Here is a 26,758-nt window from a genome sequence, read left to right as displayed (position 1 = left end):
TTATGCTGAATTACATTAAAGAGCTTTCTCTCACACGCAGTGCTTGGTTTTGTCTGATATTAAGCGGTTTGATCCTAGAAGGTGTCGCCCTCTATTTTCAACATAAAATGGGATTAGCCCCTTGTGTAATGTGCATTTATGAACGTGTTGCCTTATTCAGTATTTGTATTGCAGGGGTGATGGCATTTATTGCCCCTCGTTTTCTTATTTTCAGATTACTGGGATTATTTATCGGTATTTTTGGTGCAATTAAAGGGTTGAGTCTTGCCATTAAGCACACCAATTATCAGTTTAATCCATCACCGTGGAATCAATGCCCAATTAAAGTGGATTTTCCACCAACACTGCCATTAAATGAGTGGTTTCCGAACGTATTTGAAGCGACGGGAAGTTGCAGTGAAGTTCAATGGACTTTTTTAAGTTTCTCAATGCCACAATGGCTAATTGTTGTCTTCGGTGGATATTTGTTAGCACTCGTTCTCATTGCTATTAGCCAATTTAAACGATCAAAAAAGAATAACCAACTTATTTTTGGTTAAATTTTTTAAAGCATAAGCGGTAAGATTTTATTGAGAATTTGCAAATTTTTAATAAAATCTTACCGCTTGTTTATTATATTTAAAATAGTAGGGGTGGATTGAATGAGCAACGCGAATGGAATATCCTCCTGTAAAATCACATAGAAAAGGAATAAAAATGTTTGAAGTAAACCCAATTAAAAACCAACTTACAGATCTAACCGAACGCACCCAAGTTATCAGGGGGTATCTTTGACTTTGATGTCAAAGTTGAGCGTTTAGAAGAAGTAAACGCAGAATTAGAACAACCAGAAGTTTGGAATAATCCTGAAAAAGCCCAAGCGTTAGGAAAAGAACGCGTTGCCCTCGAAGAAATTATCAACACAATCAAAGAATTAGAACAAGGTGTTGATGATGTTGAAGGCTTGATTGAGCTTGCTGTTGAAATGGAAGATGAAGACACCTTCAACGAAGCCGTTGAAGAAGCGGACGTTTTAGAACAAAAATTAGCGAAATTAGAATTCCGCCGTATGTTTAGTGGCGAGAATGATCCAAACGATTGTTACATTGATTTACAAGCAGGATCAGGCGGAACAGAAGCCCAAGACTGGACAGAAATGTTGCTGAGAATGTATTTACGTTGGGCAGAAAGCAAAGGCTTTAAAACGGAATTGATCGAAGTTTCAGACGGCGATGTGGCTGGCTTAAAATCGGCAACGGTTAAAGTGTTTGGTGAATATGCCTTTGGTTGGTTGCGTACTGAAACAGGGATTCATCGCCTAGTACGTAAAAGCCCGTTTGACTCAAATAACCGCCGTCACACCTCATTTAGTGCCGCATTTATTTACCCTGAAATCAACGATAACATCGATATTGATATCAACCCAGCGGATCTACGCATTGACGTTTATCGTGCCTCAGGAGCGGGTGGTCAGCACGTGAATAAAACCGAATCGGCAGTGCGTATTACCCACTTACCAACAAATACTGTGGTGCAATGTCAAAACGGACGTTCACAGCACCAAAATAAAGACAGTGCGATGAAACAACTGCGTGCGAAATTATTTGAATTAGAAATGCAAAAACAAAATGCTGAAAAACAAGCCCTTGAAGAAAGCAAATCCGACATCGGCTGGGGTAGTCAAATTCGTTCTTATGTACTTGACGACAGCCGTATCAAAGATTTACGCACGGGCGTTGAAAATCGTAATACCCAAGCGGTACTTGATGGCGATTTAGATCGCTTTATTGAAGCAAGTTTAAAGGCTGGGTTGTAAATGATTTATTTTACCGATCTAACCTTAAAACGCGGGCAAGCAGATCTTTTAGTACATTCTAATGCCGTTATTCATACAGGGCAAAAAGTCGGTCTTGTGGGAAAAAATGGCTGTGGAAAATCGTCGCTATTAGGTTTACTTAAAAATGAATTTACCCCAGAAGGTGGCGAGGCGAAATATCCGAGTAGTTGGTCTATTGCGTGGGTAAACCAAGAAACGCCTGCCCTTGATATTTCTGCGTTGGATTATGTGATTTTAGGGGATCGTCAATATACCGAGCTGAACAAAGCCTTAGAGCAAGCAAATTTAGATAATGATGGGCATTTAATCGCGACGATTCATGCTCAATTAGATACCATTGATGCGTGGACGATCCAAGCTCGTGCCGCAACCTTGTTAAACGGTTTAGGTTTTAGTACCGAACAACTTGATGAGCCTGTAAAAGCCTTTTCTGGTGGTTGGCGTATGCGTTTGAATTTGGCTCAGGCGTTACTTTGTCGTAGTGATTTATTGTTACTTGATGAACCGACTAACCATTTGGATTTAGATGCGGTCATTTGGTTAGAGCGTTGGCTCACACAATATAAAGGTACGTTGATTTTGATTTCACACGACAGGGATTTTTTAGATCCGATTATCAATCGTGTGATCCATATTGAAAATCAGCAGTTGCACGAATACACAGGGAATTACAGCTCCTTTGAAATTCAACGAGCCACTAAATTAGCCCAACAAAATGCAGCCTATCAGCAACAGCAACGTAAAGTCGAGCATTTGCAAAGTTTTATCGATCGCTTTAAAGCCAAAGCGACCAAAGCAAAACAGGCACAAAGCCGAATTAAAGCCTTAGAAAAAATGGAAATGATTGCACCAGCACATATTGATAGCCCATTTTCATTTGAATTCCGTCCGCCGTTATCTTTACCAAGTCCGCTACTTTCAATGGAAAAAGTGAGTGCAGGCTATGGTGATAAAACAATTTTAGAATCGGTAAAACTTAATTTAGTTCCGGGTTCTCGTATTGGCTTGCTTGGGCGAAATGGGGCGGGTAAATCGACCTTAATCAAATTATTAGCTGAAGAATTAGCCCCAAAAACAGGTAAAGTAGCTTTAGCCAAAGGTGTAAAATTGGGTTATTTTGCTCAACACCAGTTAGACACGCTACGAATGGAAGAGAGTGCATTATGGCATTTAACTCATATCGCCCCAGAAAAAACGGAGCAAGAATTACGAAACTATTTGGGTGGATTTGATTTTCACGGCGATAAAGTCAAACAAGCAGTAAAAAGTTTTTCAGGGGGCGAAAAAGCTCGTTTGGTTTTAGCCTTGATCGTGTGGCAACGTCCAAATTTACTGTTACTCGATGAACCGACCAACCATTTAGATTTGGATATGCGACAAGCCTTGACAGAGGCATTGACTCAATATGAAGGTTCGCTTGTGGTGGTATCGCACGATCGTCATTTATTGCGTAGCACCGTTGATGAGTTTTATTTGGTTCACGATAAAAAAGTGGAAGAATTTAAGGGCGATTTGGACGATTATCAAAAATGGCTTAATGAACAAAATCAGCTTGAACTTGCAAAAAGATCACAAAATCAGACCGCTTCAACGGATAATTTAAACAGTGCGGTGAACCGTAAAGAGCAAAAACGCCAAGAAGCCGAATTGCGTAAACAAACTGCACCACTGCGTAAAAAAATTGAAAAATTGGAAAAAAGTTTAGAAAAATTGACCGCTTGCTTGGCGGAAATTGAAACAAAACTTGCCTCAAATGAACTTTATGAAGTTGAAAATAAAGCAAAGTTAACGCAAATTTTAGCCGAACAAGTTGAAACAAAACAACAACTTGAAGAAGTGGAAATGGAGTGGTTGGAGTGTCACGATCAGTTAGAAGAGTTGTTAAATCCTCTTTGATTTTTGATATTGAGTAGATTAAAAAGTATTGGTTAAGGTTGTAATATCTATGTTACAATCTTCCGTTTGAATATAAATTAACCACAAAAAGATGATTATTAGAATAATTTTGGTTAGTTTAATCGATTTCAGATTCTGAGGAGGATATATGAAAAAAACAGTTTTGGTTATACTATTTTCTTGGGTAAGTTCAATGATGGCTTTACCCAGTTACGCAAAAAATGGTGATAATGTTCTAGCAACCTTGAGTTTAAAAGCTCAACAACGTCATACTCAACAAGAAGTTGAAAAATTACGCGGGTTTATGCAAAATCCCAAGTTATTATTACAAGCAGAAAAGCTTCTTCTTCAGAATGTGCCACGTCATCAATTACAATCTTTTGATTCGTTAAAGAAACTTTATATTCTTGCAAATTTTAAATCAATTTGGAGCGACCCAGCATTAGTGAATCTGTTTATGCAAGATTATGCTATTTTTGTTGCAAGTGGTGTGTCGAAGAGATCATTAAGTACATTAAATCATATTTTAGCGAGTCAGAAAGGAAGTGCGAAACGAGATATTTTATTAAGTGATGCTTTTTTAGATTATTATTATTTCAACAAAAATTTAAAGAAAAATATCAATACTTGGCTTTATGCCCCTTTTGATTATCAGCCTTCTTCTATAAAAGAAGTCGATTTAATTGCTTGGATGAATGCGATAAATAGTAATTATGGCGAGTCATTCCTTAAAAAATTCATTCCGATAGATAATGCTATTTATTTAGCGACTGCAAATAAAGTGTTATCTGGAACACTTGGTCCTAAAAATGAACAGAAATTAGCATTAAATGCTCAGCGTTTGCGTGTTATTCCTAATTTTACGAATGGATTATATGTGAACATTCCAACTTATCAGCTAAATTATTTTAAAAATGGGCAATTGGCATTACATTCTGTTGTTGTAGTAGGAAAGAAAAAACGCCCAACGCCTGTTTTATTTAGTCAGTTAAGTGATGTTGTAGTGAATCCACCTTGGACAGTTCCACCAACGATTTTAGAAAAAGATGTTATTCCTAAATATGCAAAAAATGTGGGCTATGGAGCGAAGAAAGGCTTTACCGTGTTAAATTATGCTGGGAAAAAAGTGGATCCAAGTTCTATTGATTGGGAGAGTTATAAAGGAGAAAATGCGAAGAAATTTCCGTATATGATCCGTCAAAAAGCAGGAAAAACAGCAGCATTAGGACGTTATAAATTTAATATGCCAAGTGCGGAAGCCATATTCTTACACGATACACCACACAAAAGTGTATTTAAACGTAAAAAGCGTGCATTAAGTTCAGGGTGCGTACGAGTTGAAAAAGCCTCTGAATTGGGTAAGATTTTGTTAACAGAAGCGGGGTGGTCACAAGAAAAACATAATCAAGTTTATAAAAGTGAAGAAACGGCTTATGTAAAAATTAGATCAGCAAATCCTGTTTATCTCTATTATGTTACATCTTGGGTTGAAAAAGGCAAAGTGAATACAGTGTCGGATATTTATAATTTAGATCCTAAATTTAGTACAAATAGTCTTGATTGGAAGTCACTTAAGATGGCTTTTTAATCAATAGAGTATAATTTAAGCAAAGTTCCTTAAAATTTTGTTTTTTAAGGAACTTTCTTTGAATATAATAAACTAAATGAAACACATTATTATAAAAACTAAAAGGAGATTTCGTGGAACAAATTGATAATAGTCGTCGCCGTTGGCTTTCTCTTGGAGGCATTGTATTAGGAGCTAGTCTGTTACCTGCATCTGTTGAGGCAAAATTATCAACACCAAAGCCAATTTCTTTACGTTTTCATAATATAAATACCGGAGAGCATCTCCAATCAAAATTCCATAATGGACGCCGTTTTATTTCTTCTGAATTGATCAAACTTAACTATATTTTACGCGATCGTAGAACAAATCGAATTAGAAAAATGGATACAAATTTGTTCTTAAAGCTAGATAAACTTCAAAAGAGCTTAGGGTTTCGTAATGCTGAGGTAAAGATTATTTGTGGTTATCGTACAGCACGAACCAATGCAAAAATGCGTCGCCGTAGCCGACAAGTTGCCCTTAGAAGTTATCATATAAAAGGTCAGGCGATAGATTTACGATTTAGTGGCGTCTCTCTTTCTCATTTACGTAATACAGCAATGAATTTGCACGATGGTGGCGTTGGTTATTATCCTCGTAGTAATTTTGTTCATGTAGATACTGGTCCAGTCCGTACTTGGCGTGGATCATAAGCGGTAATATTTTATGTTTAATTTACAAATTATTCCTGTTGGCGCATTCCAGCAGAACTGTTCTATTGTGTGGGACGATCAAAAAAATGCAGCAATTATTGATCCAGGTGACGAAGCAGAAACCTTGATCAATTTTATCGAAAGTAAGCAACTTAATTTAACCAAAATTTTAATTACTCACGGTCATCTCGATCATATTATGGCAGCAGATAAATTACGCACTCATTTTGGTGTGGCAATTTATGGTTCACAAGAGGAAGATCAACCTTTGTTTGAACAACTTGGTGAAATCACTCAAGAATATGGCTTTCCTCGTGTAGAAGGATTCTTACCGAATCATTGGCTTAATGATGGGGATCTAATTAAAGTGGGCGATTTAAAATTTGATATTCGCCATCTTCCTGGACATTCGCCTGGACATATTGGTTTCTTTGATTTTGAAAATAAAATTGTATTTAGTGGTGATGTGCTTTTCCAAAATAGTATTGGGCGTACTGATTTATATAAAGGGAATTTTGACCAGCTCATTTCAACCATTCGCACGAAACTTTTTGATTTAGATGATGATTTTGTGGTAGTGGCTGGACACGGTGCTTATACAACGATTGGTCAAGAAAAACAAAATAACCCTTTCTTAAAAAAATGATGTAAAATTCATTTAGTTAATTCCTATAAGATTATTGAAATTCAAATGCAAAGTAGCAAAAATTTAGTTGAGGTCAAGAACCTCACTTTTAAGAGAGGGGATCGTATTATTTACGATAATCTCAATCTGCGTGTAGAAGCAGGTAAGGTTACTGCTATTATGGGACCTTCTGGGATCGGAAAAACCACCTTATTACGCCTTATCGGCGGGCAACTACAACCTGATTCAGGCGAGATTTTGTTTGATGGTGAGGATATTTGCAAAGTAAACACTGCAAGACTTTATCAAATTCGCCAAAGAATGGGGATGCTATTTCAGTCTGGTGCATTATTTAGTGATCTGTCTACCTTCGATAACGTGGCTTATCCCATCCGTGAACATACCAAATTGTCTGAAAGTTTAATCAGAAAAATGGTGCTAATGAAATTAGAAGCAGTGGGATTACGTGGTGCGATTGATTTAATGCCTTCGGAACTTTCAGGGGGGATGGCTCGCCGTGCTGCATTGGCTCGTGCAATCGCCTTAGATCCTGAATTGATAATGTACGATGAGCCTTTTACTGGGCAAGATCCAATTAGTATGGGCGTTATTGTTGAATTGATTAAAAAGCTCAATGAAGTACTAAAATTAACCTCTATTGTTGTTTCACACGATGTGCAAGAAGTCTTGAGTATCGCTGACTATGCCTATATTGTTGCAGATAAAAAAGTGATTGCCGAAGGGACGCCACAAACATTGATGCAAAGTGATGATCCTCAAGTGGTACAATTCCTAGCTGGCAATGCAGATGGTCCCGTACATTTCCATTATCCAACGCAAAAAAATTATTTACAGGAGCTATTTAATGATTAAATTTATTTCATTTATTGGAGCGACTGTGATTGATTTTATTCGTCAATTTGGGCGTGCTAATTTTATGCTTTATCACGCATTGATTGGTAAACCACAGTTTCGTAAAAATACCCCACTAGTGATTAAAAATCTCTATGTGTTAGGTGTGCAATCCCTACTCATTATTATGCTCTCAGGACTTTTTATTGGAATGGTGCTTGGGCTACAAGGCTATGTAGTGTTAGTGGACTTTTCAGCAGAAACCAGTCTTGGGCAATTAGTCTCGCTTTCTCTGTTAAGAGAATTAGGTCCTGTGGTTACAGCATTGTTATTTGCAGGGCGAGCAGGTTCGGCATTGACCGCTGAAATCGGTTTGATGAAAGCAACAGAACAACTTTCAAGTTTAGAAATGATGGCGGTTAATCCGTTAAGACGGGTGATTGCCCCTCGTTTTTGGGCTGGCGTTATCTCAATGCCGATTCTTGCGGTGATTTTTACTGCGATTGGTATTTGGGGCGGTTCGTTAGTGGGCGTGGATTGGAAAGGTGTGGACTCAGGCAGTTTCTGGTCTGTTATGCAAAATAGTGTCACGTTAATGGATCTGTTTGACGGCTTGGTAAAAAGTCTCTTTTTTGCTTTTGCTGTTGTTTGGATTGCGTTATTTAATGGTTATAATTGTATCCCGACATCAGAAGGGATTAGCCAAGCCACAACAAAAACAGTGGTGAATGCATCATTAGTGGTTTTAGGTTTAGATTTCATCTTAACGGCGATTATGTTTGGCGGTTAAGGTTTAGTAGTTAATATTAAGGAAAAGATAATGAGACAGTCATTAAAATATGAATTTTGGGTTGGGCTATTTGTACTAATTGGTTTAGGTGCATTAGTCTTTTTAGGATTAAGAGTCGCGAATGTACAAGGTTTTTCAGCGGAGAAAACCTATCCTCTTTATGCAACTTTTGATAATATTGGTGGACTAAAAGTGCGTGCACCTGTTAAAGTAGGTGGCGTTGTCGTTGGACGAGTAGCCGAAATTAGCTTAGATGCAGACAGCTACACACCAAAAGTAACCTTAGCCATCAATGAAAAATTTAATGCCATTCCTGACACTAGCTCTCTTTCTATCAAAACAGCAGGTTTATTGGGCGAGCAGTACATCGCGTTGAATATTGGTTTTATGCTTGAAGGTGAAACAGCTCTATTGAAAGCTGGGGATCGTTTTTATGATACCAATTCAGCAATGGTTTTAGAGGATTTAATCGGTCAATTCTTATATGGCGATAAAAAATCAGAGAATTCCGAGACGAAAACAACAAAATAATAATTTAACTTAATTCGGAGATTTATAATGAAAATGTTAAAAAAAATAATTTTAGGTTCTGTTATGAGTATTGCGGTGCTTTTTTCAGCACAAGCAACAGCAGGAAATAGCAATCCATATCAAATGATGAATCAAACTGCAGATAAACTGTTTAATGATATCAAAACACATCAGACAGAAATTAAAGCAGATCCAAATTATTTACGCACTATCGTTCGTAATGATCTAATGCCTTACGTACATGTGAAATATGCAGGTTTATTAGTATTAGGTAAATATTTAAAAACAGCAGATGCTCAACAAAGAGATAAATTTTTTGATGTGTTTGGACAGTTTATTGAACAGTCTTATGCACAGGTTTTAACGCAATATACTAATCAAAAAGTAGAAATTGAGAAAGAGAAACCAGTGGATGATAAAGTGATTGTCAGTATCCGAGTAAATGTGCTTGCATCAGATAATGTTGCACCAATTAAATTAGATTTTAAATGGCGTAAAAACAGTAAAACAGGTGAGTGGCAAGCTTATGATATGGCAGCTGAAGGTGTAAGTATGGTTGCGACAAAACAAAATGAATGGAGTGGTACACTGCGTAAGCAAGGTATTGATGCACTAATTAAGAAAATTGAACAATCTATTCAAAAACCGATTACATTAAGCCACTAATATTTATGAAATCAACACAATCTATCAACTGGTATATAAAGCAAGAAGTAGATTACATACAAGTTGATTTATCAGGTTCGTTAACAAGAGATACGTTGTTTCCATTGTGGGAACAACGTCATTCCTTTTTATCTACTGAGTTATGTAATACAATTCATTGGAATTTAAGTGATATTGATGTCATTGATTCTGCTGGTTTAGCATTACTGGTTGAACTATTACATCTTTACCATACTAAAAATAATCGTTTAATCAACCTTCCTCAATCAGTGAGTGATTTAGCTATACTTTTTGGATTAGAAGATTGGTTAATTTCTTTTAAACTTTAATTAAAATAAGACTCATAATGGAAACTACACAAATAGAAGAACTTTTAAATAATGCATTAGAACTTGATGAAATTCACGTACAGGGCGATGGCTCACACTTTGGTGTTATTGCCGTGAGTGATAGTTTTGCTTCACTTTCAAAAGTAAAACAACAACAAATGATTTACGCACCTCTAACCGAATTATTTGCAACTAACGCTATCCACGCATTAACAATTAAAACCTTTACTGTTGATCAGTGGAAAAGAGAAAAATTATTAAATATGCCGAGCTAGAATAATCGAGTAAGCGGTCAAATTTTTTTTAAAATTTACAAAAATAAAGAATACAAAGGAATTTCAATGGAAAAATTTAGAGTTAAAGGTCCTGTAACGTTGAGTGGGGAAGTCAATATTTCAGGTGCAAAAAATGCAGCATTACCTATTTTATTTGCTGCTATTTTAGCGACAAAACCCGTTCAGCTGACCAATGTTCCTGATTTAAAAGATGTCGATACCACTTTTAAAATTTTACGAGAGCTAGGTGTTTCTATTGAAAGAGATCAGCATAATGTGGTGCATATTGACGCAAGTAAAATCAATCATTATGTTGCACCTTATGAATTAGTGAAAACAATGCGTGCTTCAATTTGGGCATTAGCACCGCTTTTAACTCGTTTCCATCAAGGACAAGTTTCATTACCAGGTGGCTGTACTATTGGTGCAAGACCTGTGGATATGCACATTTCAGCATTGGAGAAAATGGGTGCAACCATTACTTTGGATCAAGGTTATGTGAAAGCACAGGTTAGTGAACGCCTTGTGGGTTGTCGTATTTATATGGATAAAGTGAGCGTTGGTGCAACATTATCTGTAATGATGGCAGCAACCTTAGCACAAGGTACAACGGTAATTGAAAATGCGGCTCGTGAGCCAGAAGTGGTGGATACTGCAGAATTCCTAAATAAAATGGGTGCGAAAATCACAGGGCTTGGTACAGATATGATTACTGTCGAAGGCGTTGCAGAGCTTGGTGGTTGTGAGCATAGTATCGTACCAGATCGTATTGAAACAGGTACATTCTTAATTGCAGCAGCAGTATCAAAAGGAAAAATCACTTGTCGTGGTACAAAAGCTAACACTCTTGATGCCGTGATTGAAAAATTGCGTGAAGCGGGAATGCAAGTTGATGTCACGGAAGATAGCATTACCCTTGATTCATTAGGCAAACGACCAAAAGCAGTAAACATTCGCACAATGCCACACCCAGCATTCCCAACGGATATGCAAGCTCAGTTCACATTATTAAATGTGATTGCGGATGGTTCAAGCACAATCAAAGAAACTATTTTTGAAAACCGTTTTATGCACATTCCTGAACTAATCAGAATGGGAGCGAAAGCGGAAATTGACGGAAATACCGCAATTTGTCACGGTGTAGAAAAATTATCATCAGCTCAAGTAATGGCGACAGATTTACGTGCCTCAATCAGCTTAGTTCTAGCAGGGCTAATTGCAGAGGGTGAAACAGTTGTGGATCGTATTTATCATATTGATCGTGGTTATGAGCATATTGAAGAAAAACTACGAAAAATTGGTGCTAACATAGAGCGTTTCGAAGAATAATAGTTTCTGCTGTTTTATTTAAATTTAGATAAAGGTAATTCTTAGGAGTTACCTTTATTTTTTTGAGTCCTTCTTTATTTCCTTCATTTTTTTTATTTTCTTCATAAAAAAACTATTGCACTTCATCAAAAAACTTGTATATTCCTAAAGCAAGAGCAAAAAATAACACAACATAATGCTCTTATAATAATTATTTTATGCACACACAACACAGGAGTATAACCAATGAAAACAGTACAAAAACTGTCACTGCTGACCCTTGCTCTCGTTTCTTCGACAGCATTTGCAAATACCAAAACGTTTGTTTATTGCTTAGAAGCCTCGCCTTCATTTTTAAGTCCACAACTTGCAACTGATGGTGCTTCGCTAGATGCGGTAGGTCGGACAGTCTATAATCGTTTAACGGCTTTTGAAAAAGGTACAACAAAAGTTATTCCGTCATTAGCGGAAAAATGGGAAGTGTCCGATGATGGAAAAACCTACGTTTTTCACTTACGTAAAGGCGTGAAATTTCACGGCAATAAAGCATTTAAGCCAACGCGTGATTTAAATGCGGATGACGTGGTGTTTTCCTTTAATCGTCAATTAGATCCTAATCATCCATATAATAAAGTATCAGGTGGAAACTATGAATATTTTACAGGGATGGATATGGCAAACATCCTTGATAAAGTCGAGAAAATGGATGATTACACCGTTAAATTTAGCTTAAAAGTACCAAATGCTCCTTTCTTAGCAAATTTAGGGATGGATTTTGCCTCTATTTTCTCAAAAGAATATGCGGATAAAATGTTGCAAGCGGGGACACCAGAAAATGTGGATACCCAGCCAATTGGAACAGGTCCATTTGTTTTTATTTCTTATCAAAAAGATGCAAATCTACGTTATAAAGCCTTCAAAGACTACTGGCAAGGTAAATCAAAAATTGATCGTTTAGTTTTTTCAATCACGCCGGATGCCTCAGTACGTTATGCAAAATTAACCAAAGGGGAGTGTCACGCCGCACCTTATCCAAATCCTGCGGATATTGACAAATTAAAAACTGATTCTGACATTACGTTATTGTCAAAACCGGGTTTAAACATTGGCTATTTAGGTTTTAATACGCAGAAAAAACCGTTTGATAATTTAAAAGTTCGCCAAGCATTGAGCTATGCAGTGAATAAAAAAGCGATTATTGACTCGGTTTATCAAGGTGCTGGACAAGTGGCTAAAAATGCGATTCCACCAACAATGTGGAGTTATAATGACGAGATAAAAGACTATGAATATGATCCTAAAAAAGCGAAAGCATTGCTAAAAGAAGCTGGCTTTGAAAAGGGCTTTGATGTGGAACTTTGGGCAATGCCTGTTTCTCGACCTTATAATCCAAATGCTCGTCGAATGGCTGAAATCATCCAAGAAGATTGGAAAAATGTGGGTGTAAATACCAAAATTGTCAGCTACGAATGGGGCGAATATTTAAAACGTATGCGTCAAGGCGAGCATCAAGCAGGACTAATGGGCTGGACTGGGGATAATGGTGATCCTGACAACTTCTTAAATACGTTATTAAGTTGCTCGGCAATGGAAGCTGGATCTAATTATGCGAGATTTTGTGATCCTGAATTTGATAATTTAGTGACCAAAGCGGTACAAGAGTCAGATCAAGCAAAACGTACAGAGCTTTATAAACAGGCTCAAGTTGTTTTAAAAGAAAAAGCTCCTTGGCTAACAATTGCACATTCAACAACCTACTTCCCTGTGCGTAAAGAAGTGCAAGGTTATGTGGTCAGTCCTTTTGGCTTACACGATTTTTACGGTGTCGATTTAATTAAATAGTCAAAATTAAACCTAAAGCGGTAAGATTTTATATAAAATTTGCAAAAATCCATTATAATCTTACCGCTTTGTTTTTATGATTTAAATTGAGAAAATATCAATGATTAAGTTTATTTTAAAACGTTTACTCTCTGTTATCCCCACTTTTTTTGCGATAACATTGATTACTTTTGCGTTGGTGCATTTAATACCGGGGGATCCTATTGAAATTAGAATGGGTGAGCGTGGATTAAGCCCAGAAGTACATGCTCAAATGATGCACCAACTTGGGTTAGATCTTTCCTTACCTCAACAATATTTTAACTATTTAAAAGGTATTTTTCAGGGAGATCTTGGCAATTCATTCAGAAATAATGAACCTGTTTTAAGCGAGTTTTTTACGCTCTTTCCTGCAACGGTTGAATTAGCCTTTTTTGCGTTATTATGGTCATTGATTGGTGGAATTATTCTTGGCGTGATTGCTGCGGTTAAAAAGGATTCTTGGTGGTCACATTTTATTAGTTCACTGTCTTTAACGGGTTATTCAATGCCTATTTTCTGGTGGGGGCTGATTTTAATTTTATATGTGTCTATTCCATTAGATTTACCTGCATCAGGGCGATTACCTGCTGAATATTGGATTGATAATGAGACAGGATTTATGCTGATTGATACGTGGAATTCCGACGAAGAAGGGGCTTTTTTAGCCGCAATTAAATCGTTGATTTTACCTTCTATCGTACTTGGTACGATCCCATTAGCGATTGTGACTCGAATGACACGTTCATCAATGTTAGAAGTATTAAGCCAAGATTATATCCGTACTGCAAAAGCAAAAGGTTTGCCACAATCACGCATTGTGATTAACCACGCATTGCGTAATGCGTTAATTCCAATTATCACCGTCGTGGGGCTAATTGTCGGACAGCTTTTATCAGGCGCGGTTCTAACAGAAAATATTTTCTCGTGGCCGGGTATTGGGAAATGGGTCATTGATGCAATTAACTCTCGTGATTATCCCGTGTTGCAAGGTGCGGTTTTAATTATTGCAATGGTCATTGTTTTTGTGAATCTTGCCGTTGATTTATTGTATGGGGTTGTGAATCCTCGTATTCGTCATAGTTAATGTGAGTTGGAGAAAAAATGTCTAGTACAACTATTGATAACACTTTACCCCCAGCAAGATCGCTATTGAGTGAATTTTGGCGTAATTTTAGTAAGAATAGAGGGGCGGTCATCGGATTTAGCTTTATTGCGTTGGTTTTTTTCGTGTGCGTGTTTGCTCACTTCGTCGCACCTTATGATCCGATTGAGCAAAACCGCAGTGCCTTATTACTACCGCCCGCTTTCTTAGAAGGCGGAGATTGGGCATATATTTTAGGTACCGATGATATTGGGCGTGATATTCTGTCACGCATCATTTATGGTGCAAGATTATCGGTTTTCATCGGGTTATTTATCGTCTTACTTTCTTGTTTTTTAGGCATATTATTCGGGCTATTAGCGGGATTTTACGGCGGTATTCTGGATGCGACGATTATGCGATTAGTCGATATAATGCTTGCGATTCCGGGTTTATTATTAACCATTGGTGTGGTAACGATTTTAGGTCCATCCCTGTTTAACGCAGCAATTGCGATTGCTGTCGTCTCCATACCAAGTTATGTGCGTTTAACCAGAGCCTCAGTGATCAGTGAAAAAACACGCGATTATGTGACCGCCTCTAAGGTCACTGGCGTGAGCATTTTACGTTTAATGTTTGTCATTATTCTACCGAACTGCCTTGCTCCTCTTATCGTGCAAATGACAATGGGCATTTCAAACGCCATTTTAGAATTGGCCGCACTTGGCTTCTTAGGCATTGGGGCTCAGCCTCCGACTCCTGAACTTGGTACAATGCTGGCAGAATCGCGTGGTTTTATGCAATCAGCTAACTGGCTTGTGACCATTCCCGGTATTGCAATTCTATTATTGGTACTTGCTTTTAACTTAATGGGTGACGGCTTGCGTGATGCACTTGATCCAAGATTAAAATAAGTAGCGATTTTTTATTAAAGACAAGCGGTTATATTTTTTAAGGAATTTGCAAATTTCCAAAAAAATATGACCGCTTCTTTTATGGTTTTACATAACCTTAAATTTACCAACAGTAAGGCTAAAATAGAATTTCTCGCTGACAACAAATTGATTTTATTGGCTTTATAGATATTTCATTTATTTTTAATTTTATGAGCAATGAGATGGGTGAAGTAGTTGCTCTGAGATTAAAATAATTTTGGCGATCAAGCTTCAAACTGTAATATTTTTTATAACAAGCGGTAAGATTTTTTCAAAAAATTTGCAAATTCTTAAAAAAATCTTACCGCTTGCTTTTCTGTATTTTTCTCTCGTTTTCAAGTAAACTATCTCTCAAATTTTTAATACATAAAGAAAGGATAAATAATGTCATCACAATTTGTTTATACGATGCACAGAGTGGGCAAAATTGTTCCACCTAAGCGTCAGATTTTAAAAGATATTTCATTAAGCTTTTTCCCTGGTGCAAAAATTGGGGTGTTAGGTTTAAACGGTGCGGGTAAATCAACTTTATTACGCATTATGGCGGGTATTGATAAAGAGTTTGAAGGTGAAGCTCGTCCACAACCTGGCATTAAAATTGGTTATTTGCCACAAGAACCTAAATTAGATCCTGAGCAAACCGTGCAAGAAGCGGTTGAGGAAGCCGTTGCAGAAGTAAAAGAAGCGTTAACTCGTTTAGATGAGGTTTACGCACTTTATGCTGATCCTGATGCTGATTTTGATAAATTAGCGACAGAGCAAGGTAAATTAGAAGCAATCATTCAAGCACACGATGGACACAATTTACAAAATCAATTAGAGCGTGCGGCAGATGCATTACGTTTACCAGAATGGAATGCAAAAATTGGTAATTTATCGGGTGGGGAACGTCGCCGTGTGGCACTTTGCCGTTTATTGTTAGAAAAACCTGATATGTTATTGTTAGACGAACCAACCAACCACTTAGATGCAGAATCTGTGGCGTGGTTAGAGCGTTTCTTACACGATTATGAAGGCACAGTTGTGGCAATTACCCATGACCGTTATTTCTTAGATAACGTTGCGGGTTGGATTTTAGAGCTTGACCGAGGCGAAGGTATTCCTTGGGAAGGTAACTATTCAACGTGGTTAGAGCAAAAAGAAAAACGATTAGCCCAAGAGCAAGCAACGGAAAATGCACGTCAAAAATCCATTGAAAAAGAGCTTGAATGGGTACGTCAAAATCCAAAAGGTCGCCAAGCAAAATCAAAAGCACGTATGGCACGTTTTGATGAATTAACATCAAGCGAATACCAAAAACGTAACGAAACCAATGAACTCTTTATTCCACCTGGTCCACGTTTAGGGGATAAAGTAATTGAAGTGCAAAAATTAACTAAATCTTATGGCGATCGTACTTTAATTGATGATTTATCTTTCTCAATTCCAAAAGGGGCGATTGTGGGGATTATCGGTGCGAATGGTGCGGGTAAATCTACATTATTTAAAATGCTTTCAGGAAAAGAGCAAGCAGACAGTGGCTCAGTAACCTTAGGTGAAACGGTTGTATTAGCCTCTGTGGATCAGTTCCGTGATGAAATGGACGACAGCAAAACGGTATGGGAAGAAATTTCTAACGGACAAGATATTTTAACGATCGGTAACTTTGAAATTCCAAGCCGTGCTTATGTTGGACGCTTTAACTTTAAAGGTGTGGATCAACAAAAACGTGTTGGCGAACTTTCAGGCGGGGAGCGTGGACGTTTACATTTAGCAAAATTATTGCAAGTGGGCGGAAATGTGCTGTTACTCGATGAGCCAACCAATGATCTTGATGTAGAAACATTACGTGCATTAGAAAATGCGATCTTAGAATTCCCAGGTTGTGCAATGGTAATTTCCCATGACCGTTGGTTCTTAGACCGTATTGCGACCCATATTTTAGATTACGGCGATGAAGGTAAAGTAACGTTTTACGAAGGTAACTTCTCAGACTACGAAGAGTGGAAAAAGAAAACTTTTGGAGCTGCTGCTGTTGAGCCAAGTCGTATTAAATATAAACGTATCGCGAAGTAATTGAATTTATTCCTTCTTTGGGAATACTCAAAAGAAGGAATATTTAATTTTATTAGGAATAACTATGTTTTCAGACCTATCAGAGGTTCGAGCTAATATTAACCAAATTGATTGTGAAATATTGCAATTGTTGGCTCAACGACAGCAAATTGTGCTTCAAATAGCGAAGATTAAGAAAGATAAAAATCTTCCATTACGAGATGTGAAGCGTGAACAAGAATTGCTTGATTATCTTGTTCGATATGCAAAGGAGCAAGAATTGTTGCTTGAGCCAGAATACATTACTCAGATGTTTAAACGAATTATGGCAGAGTCTTTGAGTATTCAGAAGCGTTGTTAGGATAGGGTTTATAGAAATGATAAGGGAGCATAAATGCTCCCTTTGTTTTTTATTTTAAGTTTCTATCTTGATACTCTTTTGCCGCTTTAATAAAGCCTGCAAATAATGGGTGTCCATCACGAGGAGTTGAGGTAAATTCAGGGTGGAACTGAGCTGCTACAAACCAAGGGTGGTTTGGTACTTCAATAATTTCCACTAACTTACGATCCGCCGATAAACCAGTCACTTTCAAGCCTGCTTTTTCAATTTGTGGAAGTAAGTTGTTATTTACTTCATAACGGTGGCGGTGACGCTCAAAAATGGTTTCTGCACCATAAAGTTCACGAGCCAAGCTACCTTCCACTAAGTGACAAGCTTGTTCGCCTAAACGCATTGTTCCACCTAAGTCTGATTTGTCCGTACGTTGTTCAACGTTACCGTCCGCATCTTGCCATTCAGTAATTAAACCAACCACAGGTTGAGCACAGTCTTTATCGAATTCGCTTGAACTTGCTTCGGTTAATCCAGCTACGTTACGAGCATATTCGATTAACGCAATTTGCATACCTAAACAGATGCCTAAGTAAGGAATTTTGTTTTCACGTGCATATTTAGCAGTTAAGATTTTTCCTTCAATACCACGATAGCCAAATCCACCAGGCACTAAAATTGCGTCTAATCCAGCTAAAACGCCAGTTCCTTTGCTTTCAACATCTTGTGAATCAATATATTTGATATTTACGGTTAAACGATTTTTCAAACCGCCGTGTTTTAAGGCTTCATTCACTGATTTATAAGCATCAGGCAATTCAATATATTTACCTACCATACCGATGGTGACTTCGCCCGTTGGGTTTGATTGTTGATATAACACTTGTTCCCATTCAGATAAATCGGCTTCTGGGCAGTTAAATCTAAAGCGGTCACACACAAATTGATCTAGACCTTGCGATTTTAATAATGCAGGGATTTGGTAAATTGAATTTACATCTTTTAATGAAATTACCGCTTTTTCAGGCACGTTACAGAACAACGCAATTTTTGATTTTTCATTGCTTGGTAATGCACGATCTGAACGGCAAATCAACACATCCGGCTGAATACCAATAGAAAGCATTTCTTTTACAGAGTGCTGTGTTGGTTTGGTTTTCACTTCGCCAGCTGTTGGAATATAAGGTACTAAAGTTAAATGCATAAATAAGGTGTTTTCACGCCCCACATCAACGGCTAATTGGCGTAATGCTTCTAAGAATGGTAACGATTCGATATCACCTACTGTTCCACCTACTTCAACGATCACCACGTCATAGCCTTTACCGCCTGCAATCACACGATCTTTGATTTCATTAGTGATATGTGGGATAACCTGAATCGTCGCACCTAAGTAGTCGCCACGACGCTCTTTGCGTAAAACGTCAGAGTAAATACGACCGCTTGTAAAGTTGTTTGCTTGGGTCATTTTATTACGAATGAAACGCTCATAGTGACCTAAGTCTAAATCGGTTTCTGCACCGTCCTTCGTTACAAAAACTTCACCGTGTTGAGTTGGGCTCATTGTACCTGGGTCAACGTTGATATAAGGGTCAAGCTTCATAATGGTTACATTTAAACCACGAGCTTCAAGAATTGCGGCAAGAGAGGCTGCGGCGATCCCTTTACCCAAAGATGACACAACGCCACCCGTTACAAAAATATAATTTGTTGTCATTTTATTTGCCTTGTCTGTTTGATTTTTTAGTTTGGAAGTCTTAATTTCAGAATGGTAATAAACCATTAGGACGGGATCACAGTTTACAGTAAAAATGGTGTTTATGCTAGCTGATCGCAAATATATTTCGTTTTTATATTAAATTGAGGTGATGTCGAAAATATATGCACAAATGGGAAAATAAAAAATCTTTTGGTATCTAGGTAAACCAGCTATTGCATAATAATCTGAAATCTTTTAAAATCAGCAAGTTTATTTTGTATCCTAAATTACTCACAGAGATAATTAGGGAAACAAAAGCGAAAAGATTCATTTCTTCTGCCCAGCATAAAGAAATGATTTTGTTTAATTTATTAGAGGAATAAAACTATCAAACCAGTAAAACGCATTCAGACAAATCGTGCTCATCGAATCAATGATGAAATTCGTGTAAAAGAAGTTCGTTTAACGAATCACGACGGTGAACAAATGGGTATTGTATCAATTCAAGAAGCTTTAAGTGTGGCAGAAGAAGCCTCAATGGATCTTGTTGAAATTAGTCCAAATGCCGAACCACCTGTGTGCCGTGTTATGAACTATGGTAAATTTATTTACGAAAAAACAAAATCAGCAAAAGAGCAGAAGAAAAAACAGAAAGTCGTACAAGTGAAGGAAGTAAAATTCCGTCCAGGTACTGATGTGGGCGACTATCAGGTAAAACTACGCAACCTGATTCGCTTTTTAGAAGATGGAGACAAAGTTAAAGTAACGATCCGTTTCCGTGGTCGTGAAATGGCTCACCAAGAGATTGGACGTGAAATGCTAGAACGTGTTAAAGCGGATACAGCAGAGTTAGCCGTTGTAGAATCTGCACCGGGTAAACTTGAAGCACGTCAAATCATTATGGTGCTTGCTCCTAAGAAGAAATAATTAGTGCAAACAAGTAATTAGTGGCTCAATTTATTAAGATTTCACAAATTTTTTGTAAAATCTTATAAAAATATGACCGCTTATTCGCCTAATTATTAGTGATTAACCAAAGGTTTTATGCCTTACAACAATGCGGAGTTATTAAACAATGCCAAAAATTAAAACTGTACGTGGTGCTGCTAAGCGTTTCAAAAAAACAGGCTCAGGCGGTTTCAAACGTAAACAATCTCACTTACGTCATATTTTGACTAAGAAAAGCACTAAGCGTAAACGTCATCTACGTCATAAATCTATGGTTGCAAAATCAGACCAAGTTTTAGTAGTAGCGTGCTTACCATACGCATAAGCATTCGTTTTAGTATTTATTTTTTTAGTTAATTTATAGAATAGGAGATTAATAATGGCTCGTGTAAAACGTGGTGTTATTGCAAGAGCACGCCATAAGAAAGTTCTTAAGGCTGCTAAAGGTTATTATGGTGCACGCTCACGTGTATATCGTGTTGCGTTCCAAGCAGTAATTAAAGCTGGTCAGTATGCTTACCGTGACCGTCGTCAACGTAAACGTCAATTCCGTCAATTATGGATTGCACGTATCAACGCTGCGGCTCGTCAAAATGGCTTATCTTACAGCAAATTCATCAATGGCTTGAAAAAAGCGTCTGTTGAAATTGACCGTAAAATTCTTGCTGATATCGCAGTATTTGACAAAGTAGCATTTGCTGCTTTAGTTGAAAAAGCAAAATCAGCACTTTAATCGTTTAGATTAAATTGAAAATAGGACGCTCTAAGCGTCCTTTTTTATATCTAACATTTTCACAGATACCTATCAAAACTTTTTAATATTCTGCTGTTAAGAATTTATGTTTATTGCCTCTTTATAGAAACGTAATTTTATGATTATTTAGACTAAGAAATAGTTTAATGGATAATAGGAGCTTATAATAAGCGAGTAGCTCAATCTCATCATAACGATAAATGCATTTTTAGACGTATAAATTCAAATCAATCTTCCTTTCTTATCAAAAAAATATTTGAGTGTACATATATTTCACGCTGCAAATAAAATTGCAGGTAATTTTATATATTCAAATAAAGCCAAAATTGAGATGTTATAATGGCTTAAACTGGAATAAAAAATAAAATTTTAGAATATTGAAGTTATAAAATATTTTTTAACCTTTTAACCTTTTAACCTTTTAACCTTTTAACCTTTTAACCTTTTAACCTTTTGTCCTTTAAGCAGAATATACTTGCTGAGTTTATGGATATATTAGTAATAAAAATGGATAGAGGATTTTCTTAGTTTTTGGTAAACAGTGATTATTTTATTTACGATAAAAAAACGGCTATATATTTGAAATATAGCCGTTTTAGTTTTCTATTAGAGAAAAGAAATAATTTTATTCTTTATCTTCTGTTTTAACGCTCACGCCTAATTCCACTAATGCCTGCGGATTTGCAAAGCTTGGTGCTTCAGTCATTAAACAAGATGCTGTGGTTGTTTTAGGGAATGCGATGACATCACGGATATTTTCTGTGCCTGTCAGTAGCATTGTTAAACGGTCTAAACCAAAGGCTAAACCTGCGTGTGGTGGTGTACCATATTTTAATGCTTCAAGTAAGAAACCAAATTTTTCTTTTTGATCTTGCTCTGAAAGACCTAACAGATTAAATACCGCTTGTTGCATTTCAGGTCTGAAAATACGTACTGAACCGCCGCCCACTTCGTAACCGTTGATTACCATATCATACGCGTTCGCTACCGCACCTTTTGGATCTTTCATCAACTCTTCTGCGGTTAAATCGCGTGGCGAAGTGAATGGGTGGTGCATAGCTGACCAGTTGCCTTCATCATCTTTTTCAAACATTGGGAAGTCAATCACCCAAAGTGGTTTCCATTCGTCTAATTTGGTTAATTCTAAATCACGTCCTACTTTTAAGCGTAATGCACCCATTGCGTCGGTCACGACATTCGCTTTATCTGCACCGAAGAAAATGATATCGCCATTTTGTGCGTTAGTTCTTTCAAGTAAGCCTTTAACCACATCTTCATTTAAGAATTTAGCGACTGGGCTTTGTAAGCCTTCAAGTCCTGCTTCAACGTCATTTACTTTTGCCCAAGCTAAACCTTTTGCACCGTAAATGCCGACAAATTTGGTGTAATCATCAATATTTTTGCGGGTTAAATTTGCTCCATTTGGTACACGAAGTACCGCAACTCGACCATCTTCATCGTTTGCAGGACCGCTGAATACTTTGAAATCAACGTCTTTAACTAAGTCCGCTACGTCCACTAATTCTAATGGGTTACGTAAATCTGGTTTATCTGAACCGTAACGACGCATTGCCTCTTCAAAGGTCATAATTGGGAAATCGCCAAGATCCTCATTTAAACGATCTAACCATAAACCACGGATCATTTTTTCCATTACTGCACGTACTTCTTCGGCAGTCATAAAGCTGGTTTCCACATCGATTTGGGTAAATTCAGGCTGACGATCCGCACGTAAATCTTCATCACGGAAACATTTTACGATTTGGTAATAACGGTCAAAACCAGACATCATCAACAACTGTTTGAAAAGCTGTGGTGATTGTGGAAGTGCGTAGAATTTACCGTTATGCACACGGCTTGGTACTAAATAATCACGCGCACCTTCAGGGGTTGCTTTGGTTAGCATTGGGGTTTCAATATCTAAGAAACCGTTATCGTCCATAAAACGACGCACGAAGCTGGTAATTTTTGCACGAGCTTTGAAACGCTCTGCGATTTCAGGACGGCGTAAATCTAAATAACGGAATTTTAAACGCTGTTCTTCACTGTTGTTTTGGTTGAAGTCTAACGGTAACACATCAGCATTGTTATAAACTTCTAAGTCTTTTACTAAAACTTCAATTTCACCTGTTGCCATTTCTTTATTGATTTGGCTTGCATCACGAGCAATCACATCGCCTTGAATTTTCACACAAGCTTCGTTACGTAAACTTGATGCTTGTTTAAAAAGTGCTTCATTTTCTTTATCAAAAAATACTTGCACAATGCCTTCACGGTCACGAATTTGTACAAAAATAAATTGTCCTAAGTTGCGTACACGGTGTACCCAACCACTTAAAGTTACACTTTGTCCAACGTGGCTTGCATTTAATTGCCCACAATAATGAGAACGCATCATAAAAATTATTCCTTTTAAATTAAAAATTAAGTCAGATAGCGACGATTATAACGGAAAAGCGGTTATATTTTTATAAAAATTTGCAAAAATATAATTTCTTGTAAAAATCAAAATAGCTATTTGTTGGAGAGGGGGGGGATAAGCAAGGTGGATAGCATATTCTTTCGAAAAATGTAGATAGCGTTTGGGAGTATATACACAGACAAAGTTTGCTAATATTTCCCTATGATATTTTGGAGGATAAGCGGTTATATTTTTATAAAAATTTGCAAAATTTTAGAAAAATATGACCGCTTAAATAAACTATTTTAAATAAAAATGGCGATCTATTTTGTAGATCGCCGTTGTTGATTATGTGAATCAGAAAATTATGGCATTATCAGATTAGGAATAAAGGTAATAATCTGTGGGAAAATTGTAATCAATACGAGGGTAATAAATATCGGAATGATAAATGGAATTACCCCTTTAGTTACCGTTGAAACCGTCATATTACCGACTCGTGCTACGACAAATAATGCCATTCCCATTGGTGGTGTTAAGATACCAATCATCATATTTAAGGTGGTTAATACACCGAAGAAGACAAGATCGACACCAAAGTGCATTGCGATTGGAATGAGCATTGGTAATACGAGGAATTGTAAAGCTAATGCATCAATAAACATACCCAAGAAAAGCAATAGTAAGTTTATCATAACCAATACGGTAAGCTGTGAATCAGCCACTGCGACAAAGACTTCGGCGATTCGCATTGCAACTTGTTCACGGGCGATCATATCCCCAAAGAAGGTGACAGTCATTACCATTAAGACTGTTACCCCTGTAATCGCAATGGTTTCAATACAGCCTTGAAATAAAATTTTTAAAGTTAATTCTTTATATACAAAGAACCCGATAATAATGGAATATAACGCAGCGATAACAGCAGCCTCTGTTGGAGTGAAGTAACCAGAGAAGATCCCACCGATAATGATAATTGGGGTTAAAATTGCCCAAATTGCACTTTTAAAAGATTCCCAACGTTCCTGTTTACTTGCTTTTGGTGTTGGTTTGTAACCACGTTTTTTAGATACAAAATAATTCATTACCATTAAAGCAATAGTAATTAGTACACCTGGCACAAAGCCCGCTACGAATAATTTTGCAATAGATTCATTGGCGATAACACCGTAAATAATCATCGCGATTGAAGGTGGCACTAATGGTCCAATAATACAAGATGCCGCAGTAATTCCTCCACAAATATCATCATCATAGCCCGCATCTCGCATTGCTTTAATTTCAAGCTGTCCAAGTCCACCCGCATCAGCTAGAGCTGAACCAGACATGCCAGAGAAGATTAAGCTCGCGCCGATATTTACGTGTCCCATTCCACCCGTATGATGTCCGAGCATTGCTTTAGCAAAGTGGAAAATACGTTCGGTAATTCCACCGGTGTTCATTAACACACCTGTAAGAATAAAAAATGGTACGGATAATAAGGTAAAGCTGTTTAAGCTGTCGATGAGTTTTGGTGCAGCATCAAGTACGATTTCCCAGCGAGTTAGCGAGAAATACATCACGCTAGAGATAAAGAGAGACCAGCCAACAGGCACACCTAAGAACATAATGACAAGCCAAAATAATAGGGCAATGTAAACCGCATTTTCACCAAAATCAACATATTGTTGAAAATTCAAAAATGAGAAAACTTCTGGAGTTACTGCCATTAAGGAGAATATGAGCAAACTTGCAATAATAAAAAATGTGACTGGAATATAAGAAATATTATATTTTACATTTTGGTATTGAGTTTCGATAAATCGAATAAGTATTAAAATAGATAAGAATGGCAATGGTGCATATAACCATTTTTCACTAATGCCTAAATCATCAAGAGTAAAGAATGCGTCATTAAATACGTAGAATCCAAATTTAATAAATAGAATTAAGCAGATCCAAATAATAAGTTGTGTGGCGGTGTAAGTGATTTTGCGTACTTTTTCAGACATAAAATTAGTGATGAAATCAATAAAAATATGTTGCTGTTGTTTTACGCCAATACTAATTCCAAGCAAAGAGGCATAAACGAAAATTAAACGAGAAAGTTCCTCTGTGCCAACAATAGGAGTATTTACAAGGCGAGAAACAATCTGCACTAATAAAATACCAAAAATAACGAGTAATAAGGATGCACCTATATATTCTTCTAATTTTTTGATTAAGTCCATAATAAGCCTCTCCAAACTATAAATAGGATAAATATAAGCAATCTTTGCCGAAGTAAAGATTGCTTATAAAATTATCTAAGGAATTTTAATTTATTTTAAGCTAAGCATTTCTTCAACGGCTTTTTTACCTGTTTCACCTTGTGCTTTGATATATTCATCATAGAATGGTTTCATTGCTTGTTGGAATGGTTTTGTGTCTGGATAAGTCACTTTAATACCTTTCGCTTTGAATGATTCAACCAATTTTTGTTCATCACCTTGGAATAATTCAGTGTGTAATTTAGCCGCTTTTACTGCCGCATCTTTTACTACTTTTTGTAAATCTGCTGGTAGTTTGTGCATGGTTTGGCTACTTGCAAGATATAATTGGTCGTTTAAGATGTGGTTTGTCATTGCAAGATAAGGTTGTACTTCATAGAATTTTTTCGCATCAATCAATGATAATGGGTTTTCTTGTGCATCAACCGCGTTTGTTTGTAATGCAAGATAAACTTCTGAGAATGCCATTGAAACCACGCTCGCACCAGTATATTGACCGTATGCTTTGTTTGCTGGAGCTCCTGGTACACGAAGTTTTAATCCTTTCATATCTTCAATAGAATTGATTGGACGGTTTGAGGTTGTTTGGCGAGTACCATTATAGCCATCAGCTAATACGGTGATACCTAATTTATTGTTAATTTTTTTCAATAAATCTTTACCAAATTGAGTGTCAAATAATGCTTTTTTAGCCACGTCAAAGTTTGGGAAAAGATAAGGGAGAGCGAATACTTGTGCTTCTTCAAATCCTGGGAATGCAGCAAAACGACCTGATTCAGCAAAGGTAAAATCTAAACGACCTTTTGAAAGTGATTTCATCATTTTTAGGTCATTACCTAGCACACCGTCTGGTTGTAATGTTACTTCAATTTTTCCTTGTGAATTTTTAGCCACTTCATCAGCGAAAAGCTGTGCTGCTTTATATTCGTTAGAATTTGTTCCTGCTTGCATACCGAAGGTTAAGTTATAATCAGCAGCGAAAGCTGAACTCGCTAAACCAGCACATAATACAGCTAATAATGATTTTTGAAATTTCATTGTTTTTCTCCTTTGAGTGAATGACGAGCTTATTCTATAAACAATAAATTCATTTTGGAATGAAAAAATGAATTT

Annotated in this window: 25 protein-coding genes; 21 read left to right on the top strand and 4 right to left on the bottom strand. The window is 37.0% G+C overall.

The genetic code is table 11. The features are described 5' to 3' along the window. Positions 1–2 precede the first annotated feature (2 nt). From dsbB to DYE60_RS06625, 18 genes are all read left to right on the top strand, one after another. Positions 3–539 carry a disulfide bond formation protein DsbB gene (gene dsbB, locus DYE60_RS06710; protein WP_115315860.1) on the top strand — a complete coding sequence of 179 codons (537 nt, stop codon included), beginning with the start codon at positions 3–5 and terminating at the stop codon, positions 537–539. A gap of 157 nt (positions 540–696) precedes the next feature. Then, positions 697–1,795 (top strand): peptide chain release factor 2 gene (prfB, locus tag DYE60_RS06705; RefSeq protein WP_115315859.1). Its coding sequence is split into 2 segments (ribosomal slippage): positions 697–771 and positions 773–1,795, totalling 1,098 coding nucleotides; the frame shifts between segments, so codons are not numbered across the junction. Further along, positions 1,796–3,712 (top strand): ABC transporter ATP-binding protein, encoded by a 1,917-nt coding sequence (locus tag DYE60_RS06700; protein ID WP_115315858.1) that lies wholly within the window; start codon positions 1,796–1,798, stop codon positions 3,710–3,712. It begins immediately after the preceding gene. Between the two features lie 148 nt (positions 3,713–3,860). After that, positions 3,861–5,300 carry a L,D-transpeptidase family protein gene (locus DYE60_RS06695; RefSeq protein WP_115315857.1) on the top strand — a complete coding sequence of 480 codons (1,440 nt, stop codon included), beginning with the start codon at positions 3,861–3,863 and terminating at the stop codon, positions 5,298–5,300. A gap of 113 nt (positions 5,301–5,413) precedes the next feature. Continuing rightward, on the top strand, positions 5,414–5,974 hold the full coding sequence (gene mepK, locus DYE60_RS06690; protein WP_115315856.1) for a peptidoglycan L,D-endopeptidase MepK: 561 nt from the start codon (positions 5,414–5,416) through the stop codon (positions 5,972–5,974). Between the two features lie 13 nt (positions 5,975–5,987). Then, positions 5,988–6,620 carry an MBL fold metallo-hydrolase gene (locus DYE60_RS06685; RefSeq protein WP_115315855.1) on the top strand — a complete coding sequence of 211 codons (633 nt, stop codon included), beginning with the start codon at positions 5,988–5,990 and terminating at the stop codon, positions 6,618–6,620. Positions 6,621–6,665: 45 nt separating this feature from the next. Continuing rightward, complete coding sequence (locus DYE60_RS06680) at positions 6,666–7,472, top strand: ATP-binding cassette domain-containing protein (protein ID WP_115315854.1); 807 nt, start codon at positions 6,666–6,668, stop codon at positions 7,470–7,472. Beyond that, positions 7,465–8,241 (top strand): lipid asymmetry maintenance ABC transporter permease subunit MlaE, encoded by a 777-nt coding sequence (gene mlaE, locus DYE60_RS06675; protein ID WP_115315853.1) that lies wholly within the window; start codon positions 7,465–7,467, stop codon positions 8,239–8,241. Before DYE60_RS06680 ends, mlaE begins: the two co-directional genes overlap by 8 nt. A gap of 30 nt (positions 8,242–8,271) precedes the next feature. Continuing rightward, entirely contained in the window at positions 8,272–8,772 is a 501-nt protein-coding gene (mlaD, locus tag DYE60_RS06670; RefSeq protein ID WP_115315852.1) for an outer membrane lipid asymmetry maintenance protein MlaD, read from the top strand. Between the two features lie 24 nt (positions 8,773–8,796). After that, a complete protein-coding gene (mlaC, locus tag DYE60_RS06665; RefSeq protein ID WP_115315851.1) occupies positions 8,797–9,438 on the top strand; it encodes a phospholipid-binding protein MlaC in 642 nt (213 codons plus the stop codon). 5 nt (positions 9,439–9,443) lie between these two features. After that, positions 9,444–9,767: an STAS domain-containing protein gene (locus DYE60_RS06660; RefSeq protein ID WP_115315850.1), complete on the top strand. Its 324-nt coding sequence runs from the start codon at positions 9,444–9,446 to the stop codon at positions 9,765–9,767. A gap of 17 nt (positions 9,768–9,784) precedes the next feature. Beyond that, on the top strand, positions 9,785–10,042 hold the full coding sequence (locus tag DYE60_RS06655; protein WP_115315849.1) for a BolA family protein: 258 nt from the start codon (positions 9,785–9,787) through the stop codon (positions 10,040–10,042). Positions 10,043–10,108: 66 nt separating this feature from the next. Then, the gene (murA, locus tag DYE60_RS06650) at positions 10,109–11,371 is read left to right on the top strand and encodes a UDP-N-acetylglucosamine 1-carboxyvinyltransferase (RefSeq protein WP_115315848.1); all 1,263 of its coding nucleotides are present in this window, start codon (positions 10,109–10,111) and stop codon (positions 11,369–11,371) included. Between the two features lie 225 nt (positions 11,372–11,596). Then, positions 11,597–13,192: an ABC transporter substrate-binding protein gene (locus DYE60_RS06645; protein ID WP_115315847.1), complete on the top strand. Its 1,596-nt coding sequence runs from the start codon at positions 11,597–11,599 to the stop codon at positions 13,190–13,192. Positions 13,193–13,292: 100 nt separating this feature from the next. Then, entirely contained in the window at positions 13,293–14,297 is a 1,005-nt protein-coding gene (locus DYE60_RS06640; RefSeq protein ID WP_115315846.1) for an ABC transporter permease subunit, read from the top strand. A 17-nt stretch (positions 14,298–14,314) separates the two neighbouring features. After that, positions 14,315–15,208 carry an ABC transporter permease subunit gene (locus DYE60_RS06635; RefSeq protein ID WP_115315845.1) on the top strand — a complete coding sequence of 298 codons (894 nt, stop codon included), beginning with the start codon at positions 14,315–14,317 and terminating at the stop codon, positions 15,206–15,208. Positions 15,209–15,613: 405 nt separating this feature from the next. Beyond that, on the top strand, positions 15,614–17,284 hold the full coding sequence (gene ettA, locus DYE60_RS06630) for an energy-dependent translational throttle protein EttA (protein WP_115315844.1): 1,671 nt from the start codon (positions 15,614–15,616) through the stop codon (positions 17,282–17,284). Positions 17,285–17,348: 64 nt separating this feature from the next. Further along, positions 17,349–17,624: a chorismate mutase gene (locus DYE60_RS06625; RefSeq protein WP_115315843.1), complete on the top strand. Its 276-nt coding sequence runs from the start codon at positions 17,349–17,351 to the stop codon at positions 17,622–17,624. Positions 17,625–17,673: 49 nt separating this feature from the next. Here the strand turns inward: DYE60_RS06625 and pyrG are convergent, their stop codons facing one another. Then, positions 17,674–19,311: a glutamine hydrolyzing CTP synthase gene (gene pyrG, locus DYE60_RS06620; RefSeq protein WP_115315842.1), complete on the bottom strand. Its 1,638-nt coding sequence runs from the start codon at positions 19,309–19,311 to the stop codon at positions 17,674–17,676. A 369-nt stretch (positions 19,312–19,680) separates the two neighbouring features. On the opposite strand from pyrG, the gene infC reads away from it, so the two are divergent. The 3 genes from infC (at position 19,681) to rplT (ending at position 20,974) form a co-directional block, all read left to right on the top strand. Then, positions 19,681–20,220, top strand: coding sequence for a translation initiation factor IF-3 (gene infC / locus DYE60_RS06615; RefSeq protein ID WP_115315841.1), 540 nt, complete (start codon positions 19,681–19,683; stop codon positions 20,218–20,220). A gap of 148 nt (positions 20,221–20,368) precedes the next feature. Further along, positions 20,369–20,566 (top strand): 50S ribosomal protein L35, encoded by a 198-nt coding sequence (gene rpmI, locus DYE60_RS06610; RefSeq protein ID WP_115315840.1) that lies wholly within the window; start codon positions 20,369–20,371, stop codon positions 20,564–20,566. Positions 20,567–20,620: 54 nt separating this feature from the next. Beyond that, complete coding sequence (gene rplT / locus DYE60_RS06605) at positions 20,621–20,974, top strand: 50S ribosomal protein L20 (RefSeq protein ID WP_005596075.1); 354 nt, start codon at positions 20,621–20,623, stop codon at positions 20,972–20,974. A 646-nt stretch (positions 20,975–21,620) separates the two neighbouring features. On the opposite strand, the gene aspS is transcribed toward rplT, so the two are convergent. The 3 genes from aspS to DYE60_RS06590 form a co-directional block, all read right to left on the bottom strand. Beyond that, on the bottom strand, positions 21,621–23,393 hold the full coding sequence (aspS, locus tag DYE60_RS06600; protein ID WP_115315839.1) for an aspartate--tRNA ligase: 1,773 nt from the start codon (positions 23,391–23,393) through the stop codon (positions 21,621–21,623). A gap of 368 nt (positions 23,394–23,761) precedes the next feature. Then, on the bottom strand, positions 23,762–25,606 hold the full coding sequence (locus tag DYE60_RS06595; RefSeq protein ID WP_115315838.1) for a TRAP transporter large permease subunit: 1,845 nt from the start codon (positions 25,604–25,606) through the stop codon (positions 23,762–23,764). A 90-nt stretch (positions 25,607–25,696) separates the two neighbouring features. After that, complete coding sequence (locus tag DYE60_RS06590; RefSeq protein ID WP_115315837.1) at positions 25,697–26,683, bottom strand: sialic acid TRAP transporter substrate-binding protein SiaP; 987 nt, start codon at positions 26,681–26,683, stop codon at positions 25,697–25,699. Positions 26,684–26,758 lie beyond the last annotated feature (75 nt).

It is taken from the genome of Phocoenobacter uteri, assembly GCF_900454895.1.
Classification (GTDB): domain Bacteria; phylum Pseudomonadota; class Gammaproteobacteria; order Enterobacterales; family Pasteurellaceae; genus Phocoenobacter; species Phocoenobacter uteri.
The sequence above is the reverse complement of the archived record's forward strand: the minus strand, read 5'-3'. Positions and strand labels throughout refer to the sequence as shown.

Coding starts and splice junctions, on each gene's coding strand:
- DYE60_RS06655 (WP_115315849.1), top strand. CDS start 9,785: ATGGAAACTACACAAATAGAAGAACTTTTAAATAATGCATTAGAACTT.
- ettA (WP_115315844.1), top strand. CDS start 15,614: ATGTCATCACAATTTGTTTATACGATGCACAGAGTGGGCAAAATTGTT.
- dsbB (WP_115315860.1), top strand. CDS start 3: ATGCTGAATTACATTAAAGAGCTTTCTCTCACACGCAGTGCTTGGTTT.
- mlaD (WP_115315852.1), top strand. CDS start 8,272: ATGAGACAGTCATTAAAATATGAATTTTGGGTTGGGCTATTTGTACTA.
- rplT (WP_005596075.1), top strand. CDS start 20,621: ATGGCTCGTGTAAAACGTGGTGTTATTGCAAGAGCACGCCATAAGAAA.
- rpmI (WP_115315840.1), top strand. CDS start 20,369: ATGCCAAAAATTAAAACTGTACGTGGTGCTGCTAAGCGTTTCAAAAAA.
- DYE60_RS06640 (WP_115315846.1), top strand. CDS start 13,293: ATGATTAAGTTTATTTTAAAACGTTTACTCTCTGTTATCCCCACTTTT.
- DYE60_RS06680 (WP_115315854.1), top strand. CDS start 6,666: ATGCAAAGTAGCAAAAATTTAGTTGAGGTCAAGAACCTCACTTTTAAG.
- DYE60_RS06595 (WP_115315838.1), bottom strand. CDS start 25,606: ATGGACTTAATCAAAAAATTAGAAGAATATATAGGTGCATCCTTATTA.
- DYE60_RS06635 (WP_115315845.1), top strand. CDS start 14,315: ATGTCTAGTACAACTATTGATAACACTTTACCCCCAGCAAGATCGCTA.
- DYE60_RS06695 (WP_115315857.1), top strand. CDS start 3,861: ATGAAAAAAACAGTTTTGGTTATACTATTTTCTTGGGTAAGTTCAATG.
- DYE60_RS06700 (WP_115315858.1), top strand. CDS start 1,796: ATGATTTATTTTACCGATCTAACCTTAAAACGCGGGCAAGCAGATCTT.
- DYE60_RS06645 (WP_115315847.1), top strand. CDS start 11,597: ATGAAAACAGTACAAAAACTGTCACTGCTGACCCTTGCTCTCGTTTCT.
- DYE60_RS06685 (WP_115315855.1), top strand. CDS start 5,988: ATGTTTAATTTACAAATTATTCCTGTTGGCGCATTCCAGCAGAACTGT.
- DYE60_RS06625 (WP_115315843.1), top strand. CDS start 17,349: ATGTTTTCAGACCTATCAGAGGTTCGAGCTAATATTAACCAAATTGAT.
- pyrG (WP_115315842.1), bottom strand. CDS start 19,311: ATGACAACAAATTATATTTTTGTAACGGGTGGCGTTGTGTCATCTTTG.
- DYE60_RS06660 (WP_115315850.1), top strand. CDS start 9,444: ATGAAATCAACACAATCTATCAACTGGTATATAAAGCAAGAAGTAGAT.
- DYE60_RS06590 (WP_115315837.1), bottom strand. CDS start 26,683: ATGAAATTTCAAAAATCATTATTAGCTGTATTATGTGCTGGTTTAGCG.
- mlaE (WP_115315853.1), top strand. CDS start 7,465: ATGATTAAATTTATTTCATTTATTGGAGCGACTGTGATTGATTTTATT.
- aspS (WP_115315839.1), bottom strand. CDS start 23,393: ATGATGCGTTCTCATTATTGTGGGCAATTAAATGCAAGCCACGTTGGA.
- murA (WP_115315848.1), top strand. CDS start 10,109: ATGGAAAAATTTAGAGTTAAAGGTCCTGTAACGTTGAGTGGGGAAGTC.